The organism is Micromonospora sp. CB01531 (assembly GCF_001905095.1).
Lineage (GTDB): Bacteria > Actinomycetota > Actinomycetes > Mycobacteriales > Micromonosporaceae > Micromonospora.
In genome coordinates this window covers 1-18916 of sequence record NZ_LWLS01000074.1, presented here as the reverse complement: position 1 = coordinate 18916, position 18916 = coordinate 1, and the positions used below count along the sequence as shown (strand labels likewise).

Here is an 18916-nt window from a genome sequence, read left to right as displayed (position 1 = left end):
CTGGCTGGACGACGTGTGCACCGACGCTGACCCCGACGACGGCGGTCGGCACAGTCTCTTGATCAGAAAGAACACCACCACCAGTGAGCTGGCCTTTTACCGCTGCTGGACCCCGAACCCGGCCACCCTCGCTCAGCTCGTGCGGGTCGCGGGCATCCGCTGGACCGTCGAGGAAGCCTTCCAGGCGGCCAAGAGCCAGGTCGGCTTGGACCAGCACCCTCGTCATGGGAGCGCGATGTCAGACAGGAAACCGTTACCCCTGGAACAACGCGGCACCCCTCCCCTCGTTCCCGGTCAGAGAACACCCGAGGACGCACCGCCTGCAAGAACCTGGACCGCGCCGCCTGAACTCGTCGGCAGCGCGTCGCCCATTCGTGTGGCATCGAGCGTCTTGGCTGGGGGAGACCATAGGTGCGCGATGCATCTTGCGGTGAAGTCGAGGCCAGGGCTCAAGCCCGCCGCCTGGCCGCGTCGAGACAAGCCGCCGGTGCCGGTGCGGCTGGTCATGGACGTATTGGACGCTGTGGAGTTCGACCGCCGACCGGTTGACGAGGCGTTGAACTCGGTGCTGGCGAAGCAGCCGCTTCACGAAGGTCTCGCAGCCTTCATCAAGCATGCCGTGCGCAGCTACCTGTCGATCTGTGAGGCGGAACCATCGATGTTGCCGGTCGCCCACTGGTGGGTGGTCCAGCATGTCGATCAAGGTGTACGCGAGCTATGGGCTTGGGGTCGGCGCTACCGCTCGGCCGATGGTGCGGTGCGTGAACTACGGCTGATTCGCCTCGCGAACATGCTAGAGCGACAGCGCAGCGAGGCCGAGGTGGCGGCCGCGGCCTACACGGCCGCATACGGCCGTCCCGCGCCGTGGCCCGATGAGTGGGAGAAGAAGTTTTTTGTCCGGGCACGCGAAGAGGTGTCTCGCGTGGTGGTCGCCGACATCGACCTCACCGAAGGCCTGAGAAGAGTCCTGTTCGACGGAACCATCGAGGATGCCGCCGCTCTTTACGAGAAGGATGGACGTCGCGCAGCGATTCAGGTCCTTCATGGCCAGACGCGCCGCCCAGGCGGCGATTGTCTCAAATGCCGCCTCGCGCTGACCTGTGACGAGGTGATGCGAGCTCCGGGACTACTGGGACTGCGGTCGTACCGGCGAGCGAAGCTGCGCCAGGTGTCGATCACCGACTTACGCTATTACGACAATTGCCCGGCCCAGCATTACCTGCAGACGTTGCATCTGCCGAAGGTCAACGAGTACGCCACTCCGGCCCGGATCGGCCAGGCAGTTCATCGCTATTTAGAGACGCTGCACGCGAAAGCAAGCGGACCATGCCAGCACGCGGACATGCCAGCTGACACCAGCTGGCCCGACCCGCGCTGGGAGCTCGATGCTGATGCAGCCGAGGCCGGCATGCGGATGCTCGCGCATCACCCGTCCGTGTGCCCGCTTGAGGAGAACACTTCAGACCTCAGGATCGAAGAGACCTTCGTCTTTCATGACACAGCTGCCCAGACGCTGGTGATCGCCAAGCCCGACCTCGTCTACCGCGACGACGGCGCCTGGGTGTGGCGCGAGACCAAGACCACCCGACGCCGCCAGCGTGGTGGCGAGGATGTCGTCACAGAATTCCCGCAGGTCGCGCTCGCGACAGCCATCCTCGGGCGAGGCCTGCTCGGCGGACCCGTCGACGGTTCCCGAGTGGAGCTGGAGATTCTCCGGCCGGCCGGAGCGGATCTCATCATGGTCGACCCGTCAGATCCGCAGGAGCTCGATAAGGCGTACGCAGTCCTGCGGAAGATGGCGCAGCCGTGGCGCGAGGACAACACCTTCGCCGCGGCGCCTGGGGATAACTGTCGTACCTGTCCGGTAAGTAGGTGGTGTCCCCGCGCGGCGGAAACGGACACGCCGCCGTCCTCTCAGGAGACCGCCCGTGGTGCTGACCGAGAACCGCCCGCCTGATCTGTCCACCTTCACCGGGGTGACGCTGCTGCGCATGGTCGCGACCGCTCTGGTCGACCTGTCGCGTCACGACAGGTCCCCGGACCCGATCTACTCCGACAAGGTGCAGAAGGCCTACAACCACCTGGTCCTGCAGTGCCTGCTGCGCGAGATGGAGCCGCCGGCCAGCGTCGCAGACATGGCGCATTGGGCGGCGACCAGGCCGATCGGACAATGGCCGTTTGACCTGCCGGCGGAAGCCGAAAACCTGGACGAGTTCCTGGTCGACGCGCAGACCGGGGTCCCCACCCAGCGATGCTACGAGTGGGAGGTCTCAGGTCCCGATGCCGCAGCCGAGCTCTTCGAAAACGAGATCATCCGTACGGTCTTCGCACAGTGCGAGGCGGCACGATCGCCGCAGTCCTACACCGCGTTCCGGTACCTTTTGATCGACAAGCCGGTCCTGACCGGTATCGACAAGGCGACGCTGATCGGTGAGCATCCCGAGCTGGGCACCGTTTTGGAGACGGTGAACCGGTGCTACGAGCCGGCCCCGGCCGCATACCGAGGCACCGACGGACGCTTCGCTACATGCGCACGCTGCCACTGCCTACTCAAACCCGATGGGCGGTCCTGGCGGTGCGAGCTGGACCGCTGTCGCCGCGAAGCCCACGCCACCCCGAAAGAGTTCATCGACGATCGCTCGACCGGCGGGCTGTATTTACTGCGAGCGCCGCTGCGCATGTTCATCACCGGCCCAGGACTGGCCGAGGTCGAGCTCGAACAGAAGCTCATCGGCAAGGGCCTCGTCCCCGAGATGTGGCCGGGCTGTGATGCCTACGACCTGAGGATCACGCTACCGAACCGGCAGGTTTGGGCCGTCGACGTGAAAGACCGCGCCAACCCGGCCCTGCTCGGGCACAGCGCCACCCGGTTCCGGCCGGAGCCGCCGTACAACCGGGCCTTCCTGGTGGTGCCGCAGTACCGGTTCGACGACCGCGAGGACTACAAGATCGTCTTTGAGCACTTCTGCCCGCCGGAGGTCAAGGAGCAAGTGACCCTGCTCAGCGACAAGGCGTTTCTCCGCATGTTGACAACCACCTTGGCCCGGCTGCGTAAGAACGGCGCGGGAGGCGACGATGCGTGATCGCAGTAGCTGGCACGGCGACCTCGCCGGCGAATTCCGTGGCGCGTGGAAGGCGCCTGCCGGGTTCGGCATCGGTGACCTGCTCGACGTCGAGCTGGCAATCTACCTCGGCACGCGGGTCATGCCGACCCGGCCGGTGCGCGACATCTGGACGCTGCTCAGCGGCTACCCCTATGAGGAAGCGTTCGGCGACGTACGCACCAGCGAAGCGCGGCTGATGATCCGGCGAGCCCGGCATTTCCTGTGGGACCGCAGCCGCCGCTACACCTGGCACAACTCGCTGCACATGTATCTCGACGTCGACATCACGCTCCGCGGCTACACGTTCGCGACCATCGACGATCTGCCCAAGGCGCTCGAGCCCACGCGCGCGCACGACCGCGGGGACGTCTACGAACGGTTGCTGACCCAGCCGCCTCCTCTGGAGCGGCGCGAGCTGCCCATCGCCGGTGCCGGAGATCAGTTGTTCTACGTCCGCGACCAGCGCCACTCCGTGAACATCCCCGTCGAGCTGATCGGCCTCAAGCCCTGGATCGGGCATGACGTCGGGGCGGTGCCGGCAGGCAAAGGCGAGCCGATCACCGTCACCATGACCGAGCTGGAAGCCGCCGCTGATGCTATGGATGCCCTGGAGGTCGCCGCCAACGCCGCGGATCTGGCGGAGAACCGCACGCCGGGCAAGTCCAACGATTGGAAGAAGCGTCTACGGCGGGTCGAGTTGCTGCTGCGCGACGAAGCCGCCGGGGCGTTCGTGACCCATCCCCGGCTGCGCATCGACAGGCTGATGAACCTGGTCGGCATGGTCGGCGCCGGCAAGTCCACGATCCGTGACATTCTGGCCTTCCAGCTCGCCACCCGCGAGCGCCCGGCCGACCGACGCCGGACCACGATCGTCGTCGGTGACGTCGCCGAAGTGCTGACCATCACCGAGCAGTTCCGCCGCCTCGGTGTGCACGCCGCGCCGATCCTGGGAAAGTCCACCCTCGAACGCAACATTCAGCGGTTGCACCGGCGCAGCGAGTCTGCGACACAGACCATGCTGAATCATGACAACCCGGGTTTCGCGCACCTGTCGAGCGCCTGCCCGCTCGACGCCTTACGGGGGTTCGAGGCGCGCCGGGCGCTGGCAATCACCGCTGCGCCATGCACCGGCTTGTACAACGCTGACGATGTCGAGAAGGCCGAGATCGAGCACGACGATCCCGACCCCGTCAGCACGGGGTTCCGGCGTCGCCGTAGGCCAGCCAGGCCGAAACGTCACGGATGCCCGTTGTGGACTGCGTGCCCGCGGCATAGTGCGGCCCGCGACCTGGTCGACGCGCAGATCTGGGTCGCCACGCCGGCATCGCTGGTGCACAGCCGTGTGCCCGACCATCTCAACGACGAGAACATGCGCTACCTGGAGCTGGCCTGCCGCCGCAGCGACCTGATCATCGTTGACGAGGCCGACCGGGTACAGATGCAGCTCGACACCGCGTTCGCGCCGGCGGCGACGCTGGTGGCCCGTGGTGCGGAGTCGTGGCTCGACGAGGTCGGCAAGCACAAGCTCACCGAGTTGGCCGCGCAGGGTCGGCTGCAGTTGTCGAGTGACGAGATCGACGATTGGAACAACGCGCTCAACACGGTCATCACGGCCACCGACCGGATCTACTCCATGCTGATCAACGACGAGCCGCTGCGGCGATGGATCACGCAGGACTACTTCAGCGCGATGACCTTGCACCAATGGCTGATCAATGAGTGGTTTCCCGAGCTGCGCAGGCGCAACCGCAACGATGACGAGAATGCCGTGGCCCCCGACGAGGACAAACTTGCTTCCCAGCGGGCCGAGCTCCAGCGTGTCGACACCGTTCTCGGCAGTTTCCGCGACTCGCCGCTGACCCCGTTGCGCGGGCGTGGTCCCGAGGATACGACCACGGACCTGGTCAACGCGCTCGTGGCGATGGCAACCGAGTTGCTGCACGCCCCCCGAGGGGTATTCGTTCGCGAGTTCAGCCGTGAGCGGCTCAAGAAGTTGCTCCGCCAGTTGGTCCCGAACAACGCCTCCGTCGCCGGTGACCTCGACGCCAACCTGCACCGCTTCGAATTCACCCTCGTCCTGGCGGTCCTGCACGATCGTCTTGACCGCATGACCATTCTGTGGCCGCGCGTCGAAGCCGCGCTCAACCTGGACTCGACCTCCAACGTGCTGTCGCGCCGGCCGCCCAAGGACTACATGCCGGTGGTCCCCGAATCCCCCATGGGTAACGTGCTCGGCTTTCAGTTCCAGGCCGGCGACCGCAACGAGGACGGCGACCAAAGCGGCGAGCTGCGGTTCTTCCGCTGTAACGGCGTCGGCCGCGAGCTGCTGCTGGAGCTCGCCGACATCCCTGCCGTGGACAACCGGCCCGGCCCGCACGTGCTGCTGATGTCGGCCACCAGCTGGGCCGGCACCTCCAGCCGCTACCACCTGCACGCCCAGGTCGACGCCGTGCTGCGGCCCCACGAGCACGAGGTCGCCGCCATCAAGAAGAGCACCTTCCGCAAGCTCTTCCTCTACCCACCCGGCGTCACCACCGCCCTGAGGCTGTCCGGCACCGACCCCCGGCAGCGGCCCGCCCAGCTCGAGCAGATGCTGCACCAACTGGCCGTACCTGACCGCAGCCTGACGGGCGCAACCTCGCTGCTGCAGCAGGAACTGGACGACATCGACGACCCACAACGCCGCAGGATCCTGCTGCTGGTCGGCAGCTACGCCGAGGCACACCGTGCCGGGCACTACCTCAACAACCTGCCGGAATGGACCGGCAACGTCACGGTCCTGGTATCCGACGACACCGACCTCGACCACTCCTGGAGCAACCTGCCCGCCGACACCCGCCAGCTGCACCTTCGCCGCGGCGAGCTGACCAAGTTCCCCGACATCGGCGGGCAGCTGCTGATCGCGCCGCTGCTGGCCGTCGAGCGCGGGCACAACATCGTGGTTCCTGGCGGCAAAGCCGCCATCGGCAGCGTGTATTTCCTCGCCCGCCCGCATCACCGCCCCGACGACATCACCCTGGCCACCCAGGCGATCAACGACTGGGCGGTCCGCCAAGTCCGCGGTCCAGGCCGCCACTTCACCCAGACCGCTCTGGCCGCTGGCAGCCCGGACGACGCCGGACTGCGCTTCCGGGCCGAAGCCGCCCGCAAATGGCACCGCTTCCTCACCCGCCGCCTGTCCTGGACCAGCCTGCCTCCCGATGAGAAGTCGGCCTTCACCTGGGATCAGCTCGTGGTCATCTGGCAGGTCATCGGACGACTCGTGCGCGGCGGCGTCGCCGCCCGCGTCTACTTCGTCGACGGAGCCTTCTCACCCCGCGAGGCCGGCTTCACCGGAGACGACACCCCAGCGACCAGCCTGCTCGCCAGCATGCTGCACGAACTCGCTCCCTATTTCGACCCCGAGACGGCACAAACGGCGATCGACCGATCGCTGGTTCAAGCCCTCTACGACCCGCTCTACCGCGCCCTGCGCGACATGAACTGACCGCCCCACGCTCGGACCGGTTCAGAAAGGCCCTCGATGCGCTACGACCACACCCAGACCGCAGCCTTCGTGGCAGCACGCGATCTCAAAATCCCGCTGCACACGCTCACCTTCCCCGTCTCCTGGCGCCGCCCCATCCTCGACCTATACACCGCCGGCTGGCGCGAGGAATCGCGCGCGCGCGCCCAGCAGGTGCCAATCGGGCGCCTCAACGCACTGATGCGCACCGCAGCCCCCGATCTGGTCTCCACCGCGACCCGGGCCAACCTCGACGAAGGCAACCCCTGGTTATTCGCGGCGAAGCCGTTCCCTCCGGCGATCATGCGGACCTTCATCAACGCCTGGCTGTATGACCTGCCCACCACCGACGACGGCAAAGCGCTCGTCCTGCCGGCAATCACGAAACTCGGCTCCGGCACCCTGCAATGGACGCAGAAGACCGTCGACCTGCTCGCCCACGAACTCTCCGACGGCAACACCGCCGTCCCGCAGCCTCACCTGTTCACCCTGCTGCCTGACTACGCCGCAGCTAAAATCGCCGGCCAGTCCTACCATCACGGCAGCAAATCCATACGATTCCGGCAGGTCGCGACCAATCCCGCCAACGGCTACGCCGAACTCGTCTCCTGGCCACCGCTGGAACACCACACCGGCAAAGGCAGCAACATCCGGACCTGGTACTATAGCGCCACAATCAAGATCGCGCTGCGTACAAAGGCGTTCGACCCCACCCTGCGACTACACGTCGACACCGGCATCCGCCGCTGGACCAGCGGCGAGCTACACACCAAGGGCCGCTGGGGAGCCTCCACCCTCCTACAGTCGACCAGCCCCTTCGTCACCGACGCACCGACATCGCAGAAATTCGCGGTCGCCCATTTGATCTGGGACCGAGAAACCCGGGAAATGGGCTGGCGCAACGGCGGCACCGAACAGATCCTCAACCGGATCGGCGCCTTGGAAAATCTCCCGGCTGCCGAGCAGCTCGCCGGTAAGTCAGACGCCTGGATCTTCGGCCGAGATGGCGTCACTGCCGCCGTCACCTACCACACCACCATGCGCGGCCCCGACCACCAGGTCGGCACCGGCATCATGCCAGCCGAACGCAGCCGCCTCATCCGCTGGATCGGCCAGTGCCTGCAGCCCGACTTCGACCTCGACCAGCCCCTGACCCGCGTGCTCATCGGCGGCAAGGCGAGCCGAAGCCTCACCAAGCTCGAGGGCGTCCCCAAGGGCAAGAAGGACCAGACCGACGCCGAGCGCATCCAGCTCGTCGAACGGCAGGAAGCCGTCCACGCCGCAAACGCTGAAATCTCGAGGGCGAACGCGGTCATCCGGCGCCATCAACTGGCCGCTGCGGTGGACGGCCGGCTCTCCGTCGTCTTGCTCTACCAGGGAGACGGCAAGGGAATGCGGGACCGCCTGCTCGCTACCGTCGAACGACTACTTGATCTGCCCCATCAGCAACCCGTCAGCAACGACACCTGGACATGGGACGTCGGAGACCTCACCCTCACGATCTACGCCCGCCCCCTCGGCAGGCTCGGCGCAGTGCTCGGGCAGGGCTCCGTTCCCCGGCGCGGCAGGAAGCACGACGAAGCCGTCGCCACACGCCGAAAGCTGGTCGCTTCCGCTATGGAAGATCTGGCCGAAGAAGTCGGTGACAGCCTGCAACTCGCCCTCATCGAGCTCGACGGCGCGAAAGCCTTCAACGCACGCACCACCGACCCGAAATTCGCGATCCGCATGGGCTGCGCCGACGCCGGCATGGTCAGCCAGTTCATCCGCCCCGACGAGTTCCCCGGCAAGGACCTCGACAAAGAAGAAGCCAGCAACCAGCACCGGGCCGAAGCCGCCTGGGACGACTGCCTACGTCAGCTCGGCGTCCGATTCGTCCCGCAACATCGCCTCAAGAGCGCCATCCCCGACGACCTCGAGCAGCTCGCGTTCTGGGTCGTCAAACGGCGCAACGACGACACCAACACTCACCAGATCTTCATCCCGATCGCCATCCTGATCCGGCCCGGCCAAAAGCACATCATGGGCAAAACGGAGGGCATGGCCGACTGGGTGCCCTACCCGACCCTGCTCAAGACCCTGGCCGGCACGAACTACCACGCCAGCCCCGCCAAGGAAGACGAACAGAAGGAGCGGCTCGCTGCCTTCATCCGAAGCACCCTAACCCGGTTCCGGAACACGCAGACCCTGATCGTGACTGAAGCCCACAACATCCGGTATCGGCTCACCACGGTACAGAACGCTCATATGCTTCCCAACCACCTCCAGCTTGGCGAATTGCGACCCCAGAAAATCAGCCTTTTCGGCAAGAAAATGAGGCTGGTGCGGATCTGCGGCAACGATCGCCTCGAAACCCCCGAGTCATGGGCTTTCGAGGGCGACAGCATCGGCATTTCCGACGGGCTGTGGCGACACGACGACGGAACCGGAAACACCGAGCAGACGCGCGTCTACTACAGCACGGTTGACAAGCCGGCTACCCACAGCTCCATCGTCATCGACTTAGCCAAACTTACGCCTCATTACAAGGAGAACCCGGCAAAGGCCGATGCTCCCGATCCCTCAGAGGGCCGTTCCCCCGACGACGGAAAGCTAGAAGGTGCGAGGAACTATCTCGACCCTTCTAAGAACGCCTGGAACGCTGAACTACTCGAGTTCGTCGTCGTCGCTCACCCCGAGGGTGAAGACCCTGCAACCTGGGCCGGGTTTCTGCACCAGCAACGCCACTGCTTTGACGACTACCGGGCAGCCCTCAGCAGGCCCCTGATCATGCACGTCGCACGACTCACCAACCAATACGCCCTACCCGCCGACGACACCCTCGAAGACGAAGGCGACAACATCGACGATCAACCCGAACCCGAAGGCGATATTCAACTAGCCTTCGACTTCGAGTCCTGAGGCCCTCCGCAACAAACGGACACACGGGCTGGGCACCTCACTCCGCACGAGGTGCCCAGCCTGGCCCAGGCACCGACGGCCGCGTCCCAGAACTATCACTTGTGAATTATCGAGTGGGGCGCTGTTTTCGCCTATCGCGCGTGCGGATCAGTAGCGCTTCCCGGTGCCTCGTCGACCATCATTCCGATATCATCGGCCAGGGCAAGAAGGAGTTCCTCCTCGACTTCCGGCACGAACCCGGCGGCGCAGCACGACCAGCATCCGCTCGGCGGCCTTGTTCTCCTCACAGCGGGTGAAGTACCAGTACACCGTCTGCCATGGCGGGAAATCGACCGGCAGTTGCCGCCACGAGCAGCCGAGCCGGTACGCACCACATACAAGATCGCGTCCACCAGTTCGCGGATGCTTTTCCGGGCGCTCGCCCTTGTTCGGCGCCGGCAGCAGTGGCTCGACCAGGGCCCACTGGGCATCGTTCAGATTCTCGAACCCAAGGATCTAGCGGCTGCAAATCATGGCGAGGATCTGCTACGGCTGCCGACAACAGCCGCGGTGGGTGCTCTAGCACTCGGTGCTGGATCAGCCTGGGCGCATCTGCACAGAACGCTTCGGTGTGAACGCGGGTCCGCGGCACGGTTAAATGTCATCCGCTGGCGTCCTTGGCCGCCGAGCACGGTGACTCTGTTGCCTCTCGTCATCCCTTACCGGGTGCTGTCGGTCGTCTCGCTGCCTCTTCGCTGCCTCGTAGGCGTGCAACCGATCAAGGCGCCAAGGACCATGACGTCGTGCCCCCAGATGCTAGGCCCAGCCGCACGCCGCCTGGCCCCTTCCTCGGCTACGACTGGCCGGGCTCAGCCATCTCGTCATCCTCACCGCGACGCACGCCCACCCGGTCGTCCAGCACCACCGGCGGAATCGGCTCAGCAGAAGGCGCGTCCGGATCCACCTGGTCGATGATCCCGGCAAACGCTCGGTATAGACGTTTGGCAACAACAGCCTGTCCCTGCCAGGCATTCTGCGCGCGCTCAGCCGTCCTGAAGAGAATGAGGGAGACCTGGTGACCAGAGAGGTGAACACGCACCATGTTGCCGTCGAGGGCCTCGATCCGCCCTTCCTGCGCTCGGGGGCTCGTCCAGCCGGACGTGTCCTGGAGCATGACTAGCAACGCAGTCAGCGTGTCGGCATGGCAGACCAGTTCGATCGAGGAGATGCCAACGGCCACCTCCATGCGCTCCGGGTGCCGGTCCCGCGCGGCGATCTGCGCACGTCGACGTTGCAACGCCTGCTCGGCTTCGACACGCGCCCGCTCGGCCTCGGCCCGCCGAGCTTCAGAGCGCTCGCGGGCGAGAGCGTCACGCTCGGCTAGCTCCTCGGCGGTCAGGTTTCCTCGGGCGATCCGAATGAAGTCAGCGAGACCCACGTCAAGCTCCTCACTGGGGGCGAGTCCTCATTAGACCACCGTGCCGCGTCATTTCGCCGCTATGCCGATGCCGAGCGCGACGAGTCGGATGGCGGCCGCGCTCGGTGCTCCCCTGCTGCTCGCCGACGCTGGCTGTAGTGGAAACGAAGAGCCGCGGGCTTCAACTCGGCCAACCCCCTGACCCCGCGCTTGTCGTTTTGGGCGCTTCATCCGTTTGACGGCCTGGCGACGGCTTAGCCTGAATCCACCGCTGTGATCTTTGGTTGGCGGCATTGATCATCATTCGTTGATGTGTGTTGATGGTTGGGGTGGCGGGCGTGGTTAGCCTGCCGGCTTGTTCCGGCTTGCTCCGTGTTGGTGCTCGGGCCTGTGGTGGGTGGTCGGTCAGGGGCCGGCGGGTGCGGGTGGTGCGTGGGCGGCGGTGAACAGTTGCTGCCAGGCGGTCTGCCAGGGCCAGTGCGTGGGCAGGTGAACGATGATTCGTCGGGCTCGGTGGGCGATCCGGGCGGGGACGTTGATGAGTTGCCGGCGGATGGTGGCGGCGCGGGTTTTGGCGTGGGCCGGTCCGGCGAGCGTCGCCGTGGCTCGGGTGAGGTTGTGGGTCATCGCGGCGAGGGTCAGCCAGGCGGCGTTGGCCGGGAATCGGCCCGAGGGCATGTGGGCCAGGGGCCCGTCGATCAGGTCGGCGAAGAGTTGCTCGATGATGGCGTGGGCCCGGTGGGTCAGGTCGGCTTCCACGGTGGACAGTCTGGTGTCGGTCAGAAACGCGTGGTGGCGCCAGGTGGGGAATAGCTCTTCCTGTCCGGCTGGTGCCGGGTTCTTCTCTCGGACACGGCGCACGACCAGCCGGGCGGTGATCTTGTGGGTGGTTGTTTCGAACGCGGTGTAGACGGTTTCGGCGACCTCGGCGTCGGAGATCCACTGCCCGGTGTCGTCGTCGCGGACCGCGCCGGGGTAGCGCACCGGCGTCCACGCTGACTTCCCGATGTCGTCGATCGCGGCCCGTAGTTTCGGGTTGGTCTGCAGGGTGACCGAGAAGTTCACGCCTGCCTTGCGGCAGGCCGAGACCACCGGGCCGGAGCCGAACGCCGAGTCGGCGCGTACCAGGATCTGACCGGTCGCCCCGCACGCGCGGGCGGTGGAGATCGCCTGTTTCACCAGCGACGCCGCGGCGCGAGCCGAACCGGCGTTACCGCCACGCAACCGTGTGGCGGCGACCACCGGGGCGGCCTGCGGGGTGCTGATCGCGGCGACCAACGGTGACAGGCCACGAAGCCGCACGTTGTAGCCGCCGACCTTGGCGTGCCCGAACGCCGCGCCCTGCTTCGCGTGCCCGTACACGCGAGGCAACAGCGAGTCCACATCCACATAGGCCAACTGCCCGGCGCCGGGTAACAGCGGCATCCGCGCGGCGAGGGCAGCCAGCAGGTCCCGTGCGGCGGCCTCCAACTGCAGCGTGTGACCCCAGGTGAAGAACCGCAAAACGATCCCAGCGTCGACGGCGCGTACACCCCGGCGAAAAGGCCACCCATCCCGCCGTGGCGCAGCACGTCCAGATCGGTGATGCAGTCCGCGCCGGCGGCCATCCCGGCCACAATCGCCGCGGCTTTACCCCCAGCGTTGGCTCCGGTCGACAGGTCAGGGCGTACCCGCCTTGCGACCAGGCCAGCAAGATCCACCTGCTCGGCCAAGCGCATCACCGGGACCAACCCGGCACACGACACCAAATTCGGATCATCAAACACCGCGTCCACGCCGCGGCGGCCATGCAACAATCGCACCTGACAGATGCCCTCTCGACCAGGCTGATGGAAGCTTCGAGAACTCCCATTTTCCCCGGTCAGAGGGCATCTTCCTGTCTACCGCGCCGGCGTAACCCGATGCCTATCGGTGGATTCAGGCTTAGAACTTGTCGGGTCCAAACGCCACCAAGGTCTCCACTCGCACGACGAGATACTGCAACGACAGGCCCTTCGCCCCCGCCTGCTGCGCATAGTTGGCTGCGTCGCGTTCCGCCTCGGCCCGGTTGTAGTCCGAGTCCGCATAGGTGTCGCCGAACCTAACCATTTCTGCGGTTGTGTGATCGAACTGCATGATCATGAGATGAGTAGACGAAAGAGCGCTACGCTCGACAGAGACCTTGCCGACAGACACCTGAGCCTCCAAGAGGTCGAGCGGTCAGCCTAGCTGAGCGAGGTTGCATGGTCTTCTGTCCGCGATACGACAGTTCGAGGCGCTCGCCCCCCTCGCTTGTAAAGCGCTGCTTGTTGTCGTCGGTCAGCGGTGGTCCCCACTTGACGACCCCCCACGGCCCGGAAACACCTGGGTGACGCCCGAATCAGCACCGTTTGCCCCATCATGCCTGGTGCCACCTCGTGCCCGATTCCCGGCATCCCCGATGGGATTGCTGGCAACGCTTTGCCAAACCCCTCATCAGACTCCATGCGAAGCAGCAGTGTCGCGGGATGCCTTAGGTGCGGAACTAAGGGAGGATCGTGTAGGACCCAGCTGGCGGAGGCGAGTCGCCCCGCCGCGTCCTAGTGTTGCTTGCCGCCGTCGTTACCGGAGGACCACTTGTCGCAGCAGCCATCCACCCCGGCTATCTCGTCAACGCCCGCTCGAAATCCGGCATTCAAGAAAGGGCTGCCTAGCCAGGGCCTTTCAGTGGCCGAGAGCTCAGCCTCAAAGCTATGGAACATCGCGCGGCTTGGCATGACCTCCAAGGAAGCGTTCGCGAAGCAGCTTGGTTGGAACCGCGCCTCGGGCAACCACTGGGATACGCGGATAGCACTTCTACGCGGCTTTAAGCTGATAAACATCGATGGCGAGCAGATTGGGCTGTCGGAGCTAGGTCAGAAGCTGGTGAACACATCAAATGCAGATGGTCAACGCGAAGCTCGACGGATCGCCTTATTGAACCTGAAGGCATACCGTGAACTGGTGGATAGTTTCGATGGCACGGAGCTTCCTCAATTGTCGGCCCTGTCCTCGCGTTTGCAGTTCGACTATGGCAAGTCCGCGGAATTTGCCGAGAAAGCCGCGCAGGCTTTCGTTGAATCGCTTCACCATGCGGGAATGGTCGACGGCCTGAACATCGTCCGCAAAGCGGGAATCGGAGATATGCCGCCGGCCAATGCAGACCAGGAGCAAGCTTCCATCCCCGTCCAAAGAGACGTGGTCGAGGACACGGACGCGGACGATGCCGAACTGGACCGAGCATTTGAGGCTGAGGACGAGCCGCCACATGAAGAAGATCCGGAGCAGAGCATTGAAAGCACCAGCCGGCCCGGTGCAGCGTACCCTCAACCCGCCTTGTCGATCTCGGTATCGCTCGATTTATCGAAGTATAGGGCGGATGAAGTCATTCAAATCTTGCAATCCCTGAGGGGATTCCAGTAGTGGCTGCCGACACACCAAATGATAGCTCCCTCTTCGAAATACCTCCTCAGCAGCTATTGTCCGCAATTCGTACTGCCGCCTCAGGCGGTGATGTTGAACCGATACCCAAATACCTCCTCGCTCGGTGTGGCCTACTCGGGGAGTCTCAACTGACGGATGCGGGACTCGCGCTGTTCAAGCTTGCCTGGGTGATGCGAAAAGATAAGGAAGCCAACCAAGCGCTTGGGCAAGCGCTGCGACAACTCAATCCCCTACAAGTGATTGAACAGGAGTTGAGAGGACTTGGCCCTGTGCCAGAAGATGGCGTACTCGATTTGCTGCATCAGCATCGCGCAGTCTCGACCGAAACGACTGTTACAGATATCCGACCCACGTTGCGATGGTTGAGCGGCGTAGGACTTCTCGCCTACTCGACCAAACTCAAGACCGTCCGAAGTCTTGCGCCAGCCCCCGATGCGGCACTTGCGGGTGAGGTTCAAGCGATAGCATCCATGATCTCCCCGCGAACTCCTTTCCTGAATGTGGTAAAGCTTCGTCGGGTTATTAGACCACTGAAGGGCGTTGTCTGGTGGGCCGACCCCCACTTCGGCGCACGAGCATTAGAGGAACTGGCCGAGGAGCTTCGCCTAGAGGATGTAACAGAAATTAGGATTATCTCAGGCGACGCCGAGAATGTGATCAGCAACAAGTCACTGAAAGACTTTGAGCGTTTTCAACAGGAAATGAGCAATTACAACATCGTCGCCCAATGGCGGGTCGATCGCCGGGGCGTGCGAGATTGGCACGACCGCTGGCTGGGCGACGACAAGGTTGTCTGGAACGTTCCTCCTATCAACACCTTATTTAAGAACGACTATTCGGAGATCTCTCCTACTTCCGAGCGGCCACCGTTCGATCAATGGTGGCGCCGAGCGACCCCGCGATAATCCGAGTGAGCGGGCGGCCAGGTGACGGGCCAGCCCAGCGCCGTAGCTGCCCGTGCCCTCGACGCCCACGGCGAGCAAGCGGCCGAAGGAGCGCATCCAGGCCAGCAGTTCCGCGTAGCCGGCGGTGGTCGCGGGGAACTCGGCGTCGGCCAGTAGTCCGCCATTGCTGTCGATCATCGCCGCGTGGTGGGTGTCGACACCACCGATCACGGGTCGCTTCTTGGCTGCCATGCTGGTGAGGTCCGCCCTTCTCGTCTGCGTCGAGATGTGTGGACACGTCACCGGTCAGGCAGAGGGACAACACAGTGGTGGGCGCCTCTCGCACAGGCTCCTATCAGGTCACGACGCCTGACCGGTGACATGCTGCTCGCGGAGCCACCGGGCCGGCCGACGGATCGGGATGAGGACAGCAACCGTCGGTCTGCCGGTGAGTCAGACCGGCCCGGCGACCCACCCCACCATCCTCACTGTCTGCCATCGGCCCGCCCTCCGGGGAGCGGGCCGCCGCCCGGCCCGCCACGTCATCCATGAAGGAGCGGGGCCGGTCAAGGGTAGGGTTTTGACCTGCCCAGCCCACGAAGCTAGCTGCGCTGGGCCGGGGAACCGGTCGACCTCGCCGATCTCGGCGACGAACACCGCCGCCAGGACCGGTCCGATACCGGGGATGGCCTGGATCGCCGTGTAACCGCCGTGCCCGCAGAGTCTGGCCCGGATCGGACCGGCAATCGCGTCGATCTCGAAATCGACCGCGTCGATCAGCCGGCACAGCGACGACACTCGACCCCGATACGCCCCGTCCAGCGGCGCCCGGGCAAGGAGTTCTCGCCCGCCCACGCCGAACAGATCCGACACCGCGATGTGCACGCCCTGCTTGGCCAACACCGCATGCACCGACGCCTTCAACCCCGAACGCCACGCGACCAGCTTGGCCCGATGCCGCACCAGCTCCCGCAGCTCCCGCACCGCCGGCGGCGCGACATACGCCTCCGGCAGCCTGCCCATCCGCAGCAGATCCGCCAGGTCCGCGGCGTCCCGGGCGTCGTACTTCACCCGCCGGTAGGCGAACCCCTTCACTCCCAACGGATGCGCCAGATGCACCCGAGCACCGGCCGCGGTCAGCACATCCACCGCCCAGTACCAGCCATAGGTGGCCTCCAGGACCACGTCCGGGTCCGGACCCGCCTTGGCGATCTCCAACCCGAGCGCGACCGGGTCATTGCCGATCCGCACCGTCTCGAGGGTTGCAGCCCTCGACCGCCCAAAGGCGGTCTTTGTGCTTGCGGCCGGCGGCGAGCATGGCCTGGTAGCCGTCGCGGTCGGTGCCGAACCGGCCCTGCCCGAGCGTCTTCTCCCGCGCGTTGATGATTTCGATGGTGGCGGAACGCTTGTGCGGGTCCACGCCGATGATGGCCTGAGCCATCGTGTCCTCCCTCGATCCGGCAGTGTTCGTCGAGCGCTACCTTGAGCCGGTCAGTCCCCTCTTGAGCCTCTCTCCGCCGCGGTGACCGGCGGGGCGCACGCCAGATGAGAGCCACACCAGCCTGCGGTGGGCAGCCGAGATGAGAGCGACCCCACCGGTCACCTCGACCAAGCCTGGCCGGGCTGCGGTCGTACCACCAGTCAATAGGTAGCCGAGAAGAGTGCGTTGATAGCTATTGCCTGCCACCGAGGTAGCTGACGCCTCTGGAGCGCGGATACGTGTCGCTGGCCATCTATAGTCTGTATTGACACGTCGAACATGCTGACCTGACGCGGGATGAGTGTGGAGTAGTCATGATCCGGACGGTTGCCGAGCTGCTACTCCGCCTCAAAGAGGAGGAGATCAAGAGACTGGAAGCCGTCAACATCAAGCACGGGCCAACTATCGGAGACATGTTCGAGGGCCTGTCCAAGGAGATCCTGAGCCAGGCGGTCCCGCAACACCTTGGTCTGCAGGTAGTGAGTGGGTTCATCACTGACGGAACTGGCGGGCAGTCCGGGCAAATCGATTGCATGCTAGTGCGAGGCGAAGGGCAGAGGCTCCCGTACATTAAAGAATATATCTGGCACGTGCGGGATGTAATTGCTGTATTTGAAATCAAAAAGACGCTTTATAGCAGTGACCTAGCGGATGCTTTCGAGCATCTCGCCAACGTGCGCGCACTGGAGTCGAATTATATTCGATCTCGAGACAGTGAGGCGGGACGCGTGGACGTCCGCTCGGCTCAAAAAGCGTTTGCGGAGACAACTGGGGTTGTCGCCCCACCATTCAGCGAGATAAAGTCGAGGCTAACTCTGCGCCATCAACTGATCTTGCATGCTCTCGTGATGGAGCAGGTTTGTGCTGTCCGAGTAATCTTCGGATATCGCGGATTTGCAAGGGAGCGCAACTTCCGAAGGTCGCTGGCTGAGTACTTAGGGAGCAACACTGGCGTTCGTGGCTTCGGTCCAGGAAGTTTTCCGCAGCTTATCGTGTCGGGCGGCTACTCGTTGCTCAAAGCCAACGGCCAGCCATTCTCTACGCGTTTGCAAGATGGCAAGTGGCCGTTTTGCGTTTCATCGTCGACCAACCCCCTGCAACTGCTTCTAGAACTCATTTGGACGCGGCTTCACCGCGAGTTCGGAATGGGTGACCCTTGGGGGGAAGACCTATCAATTGAGAATTTCAGTGCATTCTTGTTGGCGGACGCTGTCGAAAGCGACGGCAGGACCGGCTGGGTGTATGAGATAGTAGACGCAAGCGAAGAGCACCTAGCGGCGCAAGAGACATCGGTTGAATGGGAACCCGCCCGCCTTTCTCATGAGCAGTTCGTGGTAATTCAGGCCCTGTGTAACGGCTGGGTTGTCGAGACTGATAATTATGAGTTTCTAACCTTTTTGAGTCAAGCGGGAATAGATCCTGAGAGCTTCATTAATGGACTTCTAGAGACGGGCCTGGTTGGAACTAGCGGACGCGAACTTCAGCTGATTACAGAAGAATGTCAATGCGTCATGCTTCCGGATGGCCAAGCGGTTGCCGCAGAAAATAACACTGGGCGCCTGTCGAGATGGGTAGCGCGCCACCTAGATGCCGGACGCCGCACGGTTGGCGGCAGCTGAAGTGATCCACAGAGGTCTACTTTCATGCCGTCCTGCGCCGAGTTCGTGTTCAGGACAGACCATGCTTCTTCCAATGCATCCACATCAAGGTGTCCAGTGCGCGTAGTGCGGGCACGTGAGGTGCGAGCGAGGCGATGCGCGCTCGACGGGCGGGGTCCTGGAGGACGCGGCGAAATGTTTTCCAGTAGGTGCCCTTGATGCAGCCAAGACGGCCGTGCACGACATCATCGACGATCGGGATGAGTTCGGGACGCTTCCGCGCCAAGAGTTTCCCAGCAATCGTCCTCCCTACGCCATCAACGTTTCGCAGCAGCGACCACAACGAACCGGACCAAGCCAAGTCGTCGTCGGTCGCCTCCCAGATGGCGACACCGAGTGGAATCCTGGCCAGCAGCGTCGACGTGTGGTTGGCGAGTTTCCCCCCAGGCAGGAGCGCTCGCGCCGCAGCCGCACCTGGATTCACGTCCAGCAGCGTGACGGCGAGCAGGTCGGCGACGCCGACCGCGTACGGCTCGTTGGGAGCAAGTCCGAGGAACGTGTCGCCGGCATACTTAGAGAGTGTTGTGTTACTGGCCGATCACGGTGG

At 64.3% G+C, this 18916-nt stretch carries 12 protein-coding genes and 3 pseudogenes; 7 read left to right on the top strand and 8 right to left on the bottom strand.

The window, feature by feature from the left end:
• Positions 1 to 235 precede the first annotated feature (235 nt).
• From A6A27_RS21370 to A6A27_RS21355, 4 genes are read left to right on the top strand one after another with little or no spacing between them, the layout of a single operon-like run.
• Entirely contained in the window at positions 236 to 1957 is a 1722-nt protein-coding gene (locus tag A6A27_RS21370) for a PD-(D/E)XK nuclease family protein (RefSeq protein WP_241825381.1), read from the top strand.
• A complete protein-coding gene (locus A6A27_RS21365; RefSeq protein WP_073836413.1) occupies positions 1929 to 3083 on the top strand; it encodes a restriction endonuclease-related protein in 1155 nt (384 codons plus the stop codon). The genes A6A27_RS21370 and A6A27_RS21365 overlap by 29 nt, the downstream gene beginning before the upstream one ends.
• Positions 3076 to 6591 (top strand): signal recognition particle, encoded by a 3516-nt coding sequence (locus tag A6A27_RS21360; RefSeq protein ID WP_073836412.1) that lies wholly within the window; start codon positions 3076 to 3078, stop codon positions 6589 to 6591. The genes A6A27_RS21365 and A6A27_RS21360 overlap by 8 nt, the downstream gene beginning before the upstream one ends.
• Positions 6592 to 6627: 36 nt before the next feature.
• Entirely contained in the window at positions 6628 to 9510 is a 2883-nt protein-coding gene (locus A6A27_RS21355; RefSeq protein ID WP_073836411.1) for a pPIWI_RE module domain-containing protein, read from the top strand.
• 189 nt (positions 9511 to 9699) lie between these two features.
• On the opposite strand, the gene A6A27_RS47550 is transcribed toward A6A27_RS21355, so the two are convergent.
• The 4 genes and pseudogenes from A6A27_RS47550 to A6A27_RS21335 form a co-directional block, all read right to left on the bottom strand.
• Complete coding sequence (locus A6A27_RS47550) at positions 9700 to 9987, bottom strand: transposase (protein ID WP_443189988.1); 288 nt, start codon at positions 9985 to 9987, stop codon at positions 9700 to 9702.
• Between the two features lie 355 nt (positions 9988 to 10342).
• Positions 10343 to 10927, bottom strand: a complete 585-nt coding sequence (locus tag A6A27_RS21345) for a hypothetical protein (protein ID WP_073836410.1) — start codon at positions 10925 to 10927, stop codon at positions 10343 to 10345.
• Between the two features lie 384 nt (positions 10928 to 11311).
• Positions 11312 to 12708: pseudogene (locus A6A27_RS21340) on the bottom strand (IS1380 family transposase).
• 121 nt (positions 12709 to 12829) lie between these two features.
• Positions 12830 to 13027 carry a hypothetical protein gene (locus A6A27_RS21335; protein ID WP_073836409.1) on the bottom strand — a complete coding sequence of 66 codons (198 nt, stop codon included), beginning with the start codon at positions 13025 to 13027 and terminating at the stop codon, positions 12830 to 12832.
• Positions 13028 to 13501: 474 nt separating this feature from the next.
• Between A6A27_RS21335 and A6A27_RS43290 the strand changes: the two genes are divergently transcribed.
• Both A6A27_RS43290 and A6A27_RS43285 read left to right on the top strand, forming a co-directional pair.
• On the top strand, positions 13502 to 14326 hold the full coding sequence (locus tag A6A27_RS43290) for a hypothetical protein (protein ID WP_143194096.1): 825 nt from the start codon (positions 13502 to 13504) through the stop codon (positions 14324 to 14326).
• A complete protein-coding gene (locus A6A27_RS43285) occupies positions 14326 to 15252 on the top strand; it encodes a hypothetical protein (RefSeq protein WP_143194095.1) in 927 nt (308 codons plus the stop codon). Before A6A27_RS43290 ends, A6A27_RS43285 begins: the two co-directional genes overlap by 1 nt.
• Before the next feature lie 3 nt (positions 15253 to 15255).
• Here the strand turns inward: A6A27_RS43285 and A6A27_RS46070 are convergent.
• The 3 genes and pseudogenes from A6A27_RS46070 to A6A27_RS21315 form a co-directional block, all read right to left on the bottom strand.
• Positions 15256 to 15483, bottom strand: a pseudogene (locus A6A27_RS46070) (IS110 family transposase); the annotation flags it as partial.
• A 201-nt stretch (positions 15484 to 15684) separates the two neighbouring features.
• Positions 15685 to 16482 (bottom strand): IS110 family transposase, encoded by a 798-nt coding sequence (locus tag A6A27_RS21320; protein WP_198940392.1) that lies wholly within the window; start codon positions 16480 to 16482, stop codon positions 15685 to 15687.
• On the bottom strand, positions 16466 to 16672 hold the full coding sequence (locus A6A27_RS21315; protein WP_198940391.1) for a hypothetical protein: 207 nt from the start codon (positions 16670 to 16672) through the stop codon (positions 16466 to 16468). Before A6A27_RS21315 ends, A6A27_RS21320 begins: the two co-directional genes overlap by 17 nt.
• 353 nt (positions 16673 to 17025) lie before the next feature.
• On the opposite strand from A6A27_RS21315, the gene A6A27_RS43280 reads away from it, so the two are divergent.
• Positions 17026 to 18330: a DUF6602 domain-containing protein gene (locus tag A6A27_RS43280; RefSeq protein WP_143194094.1), complete on the top strand. Its 1305-nt coding sequence runs from the start codon at positions 17026 to 17028 to the stop codon at positions 18328 to 18330.
• A gap of 49 nt (positions 18331 to 18379) precedes the next feature.
• On the opposite strand, the pseudogene A6A27_RS43275 reads toward A6A27_RS43280, so the two are convergent.
• Positions 18380 to 18874, bottom strand: a pseudogene (locus tag A6A27_RS43275) (DUF6308 family protein); the annotation flags it as partial.
• Between the last annotated feature and the right edge of the window lie 42 nt (positions 18875 to 18916).

Excerpts from the sequence above, each read along its gene's own strand:
- A6A27_RS21370 (WP_241825381.1), top strand. The coding sequence starts at position 236 with ATGTCAGACAGGAAACCGTTACCCCTGGAACAACGCGGCACCCCTCCC.
- A6A27_RS21360 (WP_073836412.1), top strand. The coding sequence starts at position 3,076 with ATGCGTGATCGCAGTAGCTGGCACGGCGACCTCGCCGGCGAATTCCGT.
- A6A27_RS21355 (WP_073836411.1), top strand. The coding sequence starts at position 6,628 with ATGCGCTACGACCACACCCAGACCGCAGCCTTCGTGGCAGCACGCGAT.
- A6A27_RS21335 (WP_073836409.1), bottom strand. The coding sequence starts at position 13,027 with ATGATCATGCAGTTCGATCACACAACCGCAGAAATGGTTAGGTTCGGC.
- A6A27_RS21315 (WP_198940391.1), bottom strand. The coding sequence starts at position 16,672 with ATGGCTCAGGCCATCATCGGCGTGGACCCGCACAAGCGTTCCGCCACC.
- A6A27_RS43280 (WP_143194094.1), top strand. The coding sequence starts at position 17,026 with ATGATCCGGACGGTTGCCGAGCTGCTACTCCGCCTCAAAGAGGAGGAG.